This window comes from Mycobacterium sp. KBS0706, assembly GCF_005938675.2.
Lineage (GTDB): Bacteria > Pseudomonadota > Alphaproteobacteria > DSM-16000 > Inquilinaceae > Inquilinus.
On the sequence record NZ_VCCH02000211.1, the window covers coordinates 1 to 4,769 of the forward strand.

Genomic DNA, 4,769 nt, shown 5'->3' on the forward strand with positions numbered 1-4,769 from the left:
AGGGATGAAGCGGGAGCCGCCGTGCCGGCGCACGACGCGCAGCAGCGTGTCGTTGCTGACCGGCAGCCTCAGCCTCCGCGCCAGGTTCGCCGCCGGCCGTCCGCCCAGCGCGAGCCCGAGATGGCGGATGATGTAATCGAGCCGGGCGGTCCGTCGTCCCCACGGCGCCAGCACGGCCGCGTCGAACCGTTCGGCGAAGATCCGGCGCCCGCACAGCACCGCGTCGCAGTGGAACCGCCGCGCCTGTACCACCAGCCGAACCGGTTTGCCGGCCATGGGCAGGTCGGCCAGACACCGGCGATATCGGCTGTGGACCCGCGTGCAGATCGCCCCGCAGTCGGGGCAGGCGCTCGCCTTGTTCACCGCGCGGACCGTGATCAGCATGCCCGCGGCATCGCAGCCGACCTCATCCACCACGAAGCCGCGTGGCACAAGGTCCGATGGCCGGAGAGCATCTCGCATGGTGTTGATTCCCCTCGTGAAACCAACACCAGCAGATTCCCCAATCCCATCAAAATTGAGTCAGAGCCCCCGTTACGCGCAGTCGACGGGCGACGCTTATTGTGGCCGGACCGGGCGTTATGCGCTGGCAACCGACCGGCAATGGAACTATGTCGGGTTCCAATGCGTGGACCCGGCCAGCACGGTGGTGACGCAAGTTCCGATTCCGCCGCGATAACGGTTGATCGACAAGGGTCCGACGCCGATCGGGGCGGCGACTGCCGGATGTCGCGCGCTCCCCAGGGGTCACGACCTGGCGCCGGTTCGCAGTCCAGCATGGTCCCGTCCGGGCGGCCTGGCTGTTTGAAAAAGGCCAGCCACTTCGAGAAGGGAGGACTCAACTCTGCTACCACTCCCGGTGACCGCCAGCCGGCGTCACCGATTGATCGGAGCGGACTGCCGAGTTTGCACAGTCCGCTGTCGGGACGCCGACGTAATGTCGGCTTCTTAGCGAAAACCGGTCGCCGTTGGGCCGCGAAATCAACGACCGCAATCCGCCCGAGAACGAACCCGCTCTCGCGGGAGGGCGAGCGTCGCAGGCGGACCATTTTCGGCGATGGTGGTGGGTGGGTGAGCGGTAAGGCGTGACGACCAGGTCATCCGATCCCGAGCATCGAAGGTCCAGCAACCTTCGGCTCGAGAGAGGAGCACCCCGATGACCCTGCATCCATCACATCGTCCCGTCAGCGCGCTCCGCGAGCGCATGATCGAGGACATGACCGTGCGCGGCTTCAACGAGAAGACCCGCAGCGATTACGTTCGGAACGTCCGGTCGTTCGCGGCCTTCATCGGCCGGTCGCCGGGCACGGCGACGGCGGAGGATTTGCGCCGCTTCCAGTTGCACCAGACCCAGACCGGCGTGCAGCCACCGAGCGTCAACAGCGCGGTCTCGGCCCTGCGCTTCTTCTTCACCGTGACGCTGGATCGGCCGGACTTGGCCCGGCGGCTCACCGTCGTGCGCGAACCGCGCCGGCTGCCGGCCGTGCTGAGCGTCGAGGAAGTGACCCTTCTGCTCCAGGCGGCGCCGGGGCCGAAGTACAAGGCGGCGCTCGCCACCGCCTACGGCGCCGGGCTGCGCGTCTCCGAGGTGGTCGCGCTCAAGGGTCGGCGACGTCGATTCCGAGCGCATGCTGCTGCGCGTCGAGCAGGGCAAAGGGCGCAAGGACCGCCACGCCATGCTGTCGCCGCAGTTGCTCGAGCTGCTGCGCAGCTGGTGGCGGGAGGGGCGGCGCCGCGGCGTGTTGCTGCCGCGGGGCTGGCTGTTCCCCGGCCGCAACCCGGTCGAGCCGCTGTCGACCCGCCAGCTCAACCGCGCCGTCCATGCCGCCGCCGAGGTCGCCGGGATCAAGAAGCGGGTGTCGCCGCACACGCTGCGGCACAGCTTCGCCACCCACCTGCTGGAACAGGACACCGACATCCGCGTCATCCAAAGCCTGCCCCCGCGAAGGCGGGGGTTCTGCTCGGCCAGCCGCGCAGATATTCCGCGATCAGCATCCGCACCAGGAATTCGTCTTCCACCACCAAAATGACGAGAGGATCGGGGCCGGCGTGTGGCTGCCCGATTGTCATAATGCCTCCTTACCCTGTGATGAGCAGAGGTTCCTAGCTCCAACGCATCGGCAGCCGGATCGTTCCACGATTGGAACGGAGTGGGTCAGGGGCGGGCGAAACTCTTGTGTGTGTGTGTGTCGACACCGAACGCCCCGACCTGATGCTCAGCTCCAGCAGGAGATGCCCGATCCGCGCCGGCGCCGGCCTGCTCGTCCGTCTGGTGGAGCATATGTCCGGCGATGAGCGCGACCTGACCCAAAGAGGCACACCCGGAGACCACCACGCGCGGCCCGGGTTCCCCGCATGGTCCGTCTTCGCCGCCTTGATGAAAATCAACGCGAAGTGCCGGCCATGCATTTAATGAATTGACCGAAAACTTGATGGAGGCCGCATGGACGTGAGGGCATCGGCCAAGGGGTTGCATGACGCATTGGTGACCAAGCTCGGCCAGTTCATGCCGTTGGCGGCCTTGACGCTCTCGTCCGCTTAAGAAGACTATGCTCCCGCACGGCGCGCCATGAGGGCGTTTATTTTGATCCGGCTCGGAACGTGAGAGGGCCTATGTCAAAAGGCGATTGGCAGAACGCCCTGCCTCCACGTGATTTCCCCTACTGGCGAGAGTACCGTGATCTGATAACGGAAGTGATGCCCCGTTTGCTGCAGGAACGCGGCGGCAGGGTGAAGAAAGCGGCTGCGCATGCAGCTGTGGACGAATTGTTCGCCCGACAATATGGCGCCGCCCCACTCGAAGAGTTCCGGAACAAGGGATATCACCATCCTGGTGACTATTATGAGCTGGCATGGGGCTTTGGCATCAAGTCGCTCACCCAGCGTCGGATAACGGAGCCTTCCTTGGGGCGACCGGACTACGCGTTGGTGCGGCGGACTGGTGGCCAATGACAGCCGGTCAGGGAAGGTCTCGGCCCCTCTGGCGAGCGCAGCGGACGCGGTGGCTCCCGTGCGAGTGATCCAGCTCGACGCGGAGTCGCGCATGCCGCTGACCTATGAGAGGGGATCGGCTATCCTCGGCATTCATGGGTTGCGTGGGGGAACGATCATGAAGATCCAGCTTCTCGCTGCCGCGATAGTGCTGCTGGGCACGGGCTCGGTGGCGGCTGAGCCCCTGTCGATCGCGACATGGAATGTCGAAGCCGCAACCGCTGAATCGGTTCTCAAGCGCGCGGATCCCATTGGCCGCGCCGCTGCCGCCTACCGGGCGGCAACACCCGACAATGCGCTGCCGCAGGTGATCGTGCTCGACGAAATCACCTCGGTGGTCGCGGCCGCTGAAGTCGCCCGGTTTCTCGGCTATGCCAATGCGACTGTCATTGCGACGGACCACAGCAACGATTCCGACGTCTGGCCGAACGCGCTTGAGGTCGGGATCGTCACGACCAAGACGGTGGTGAGCGTCACCTCGATCGAGCAACAGCGCAACAGAGAGCATCCTGAGCGGGACCCGCTGCGGCCGCCCTTCATCTATGACCTTGCCACGTCCAAAGTGAACAATGGCACGGTCGAGGAGCTTCGCATTCCGTCCCAACTTCCCGACGCCTTCGTCCCGCGGGGGATCTTGCGCGTCGAGCTGGAGGGCGGGGTTGTCGTCTACGGCGTTCACTTGAATTCCAGCGGCCTGGGCTTCTGCCGGCCGTCCGAGGGTGTTCAGGGCCTGATCAAGGCGGCAAACGCACTCGGCCTCGTCGCGAAGGCGATCGCCGTCGAGAACGCCGAGAAGGCGGTGAGGCAGGCAATGCCCAAAGCACGCAATCCGGGCATCGCGGCGACGACGGATGAAGCGCTTGATCGAGCCCGGTCTCGCGAGGCCAGCCTCGGTGTGGTTGCCGAGCGCGCATCCGCTGACGTGGCCGCCGGAAAGAGCGTCTTCGTTGCGGGCGATTTCAACACGCCGTTCGTGGAGAAGTGCAAGACCGGCAAGAAGCTCGGGGAAGACTTCCGGCCGCTCGTCGGATGCAGCACGGGTCTGACGCCCGAAACCTGCGGGACGACAGACGGCTTCGACGACAGCTACGCCATTCTCACCGAGGCGCTGATCGGCACCGTCAAATTCAAGAGCCTGACAAGCGGGCTTGGTCGCACCTATGTCAGCACGAACTTTGCCGATTCCCCGATCGACAATGTCTTCGTCGCCGGACCGTTGGCCTCCCGGACGTTCACTGCCGTGAAGCTTAGCGAACCGCTCGACGACAACACCGTTTTCGCTTCGGATCACCACCCTGTTCTGGTGACCTCTCAGTAAGAGCGGCTACCTCTATTTGGCCCCTCCTATTCGTCCGCGAGCAGCTTGCCGGTGAAGTTGCCCTGCCACAGGAGTGCCGCCGATAACCACGCGCAGTCCGCGCGTCCCTCCAGCGGTCGTGCTCCATCGCCGCCTCGAGCGGCACGCCCTTGCGGTCGGCGGCGGTCAGCAGCGCCATGTCGCGGAGATCCCGGTGCCCCTCCCCTCCCCCGGCACCGAGTCCGGCCAGGTCGGGATGCGCGGCCGGGGTCATCACCAGGGACGCGGCGCGCAGGTTCGGCTCGAGCAGCGCCGCCTTGCGCATGGGCCGGACGCCCTTGGTCCGGCGCAGCTCTTTCAGGAAGGCCTCGAACTCGGCATCGTCGAGCTGCCGCGGCCGCTTCAGCCGCTTGCGTGTGAATAGGCGCCAGATCAGGATCCCTCAGCATCGAGTGAAATCAGGCACTTACCGCGCCGATCG

At 65.7% G+C, this 4,769-nt stretch carries 5 protein-coding genes and 1 pseudogene; 5 read left to right on the forward strand and 1 reads right to left on the reverse strand.

The genetic code is table 11. The features are described 5' to 3' along the window. Positions 1 to 384 (reverse strand): transposase family protein (locus FFK22_RS41040; RefSeq protein WP_186002959.1); only part of this gene is annotated, 384 nt, incomplete at its 3' end. An 832-nt stretch (positions 385 to 1,216) separates the two neighbouring features. Here FFK22_RS41040 and FFK22_RS44970 point away from each other — a divergent pair. The 5 genes and pseudogenes from FFK22_RS44970 to FFK22_RS41060 all read left to right on the forward strand — a co-directional run. Further along, positions 1,217 to 1,372 (forward strand): annotated as a pseudogene (locus FFK22_RS44970) (phage integrase N-terminal SAM-like domain-containing protein); the annotation flags it as partial. Positions 1,373 to 1,628: 256 nt separating this feature from the next. Beyond that, positions 1,629 to 2,030: a tyrosine-type recombinase/integrase gene (locus FFK22_RS44200; protein WP_221939273.1), complete on the forward strand. Its 402-nt coding sequence runs from the start codon at positions 1,629 to 1,631 to the stop codon at positions 2,028 to 2,030. A gap of 583 nt (positions 2,031 to 2,613) precedes the next feature. Then, complete coding sequence (locus FFK22_RS41050; protein ID WP_138893573.1) at positions 2,614 to 2,952, forward strand: hypothetical protein; 339 nt, start codon at positions 2,614 to 2,616, stop codon at positions 2,950 to 2,952. A 91-nt stretch (positions 2,953 to 3,043) separates the two neighbouring features. Further along, on the forward strand, positions 3,044 to 4,309 hold the full coding sequence (locus FFK22_RS41055; protein ID WP_138893572.1) for a hypothetical protein: 1,266 nt from the start codon (positions 3,044 to 3,046) through the stop codon (positions 4,307 to 4,309). 118 nt (positions 4,310 to 4,427) lie between these two features. After that, positions 4,428 to 4,712, forward strand: a complete 285-nt coding sequence (locus FFK22_RS41060; RefSeq protein WP_138893571.1) for a hypothetical protein — start codon at positions 4,428 to 4,430, stop codon at positions 4,710 to 4,712. The last annotated feature ends 57 nt before the right edge of the window (positions 4,713 to 4,769 follow it).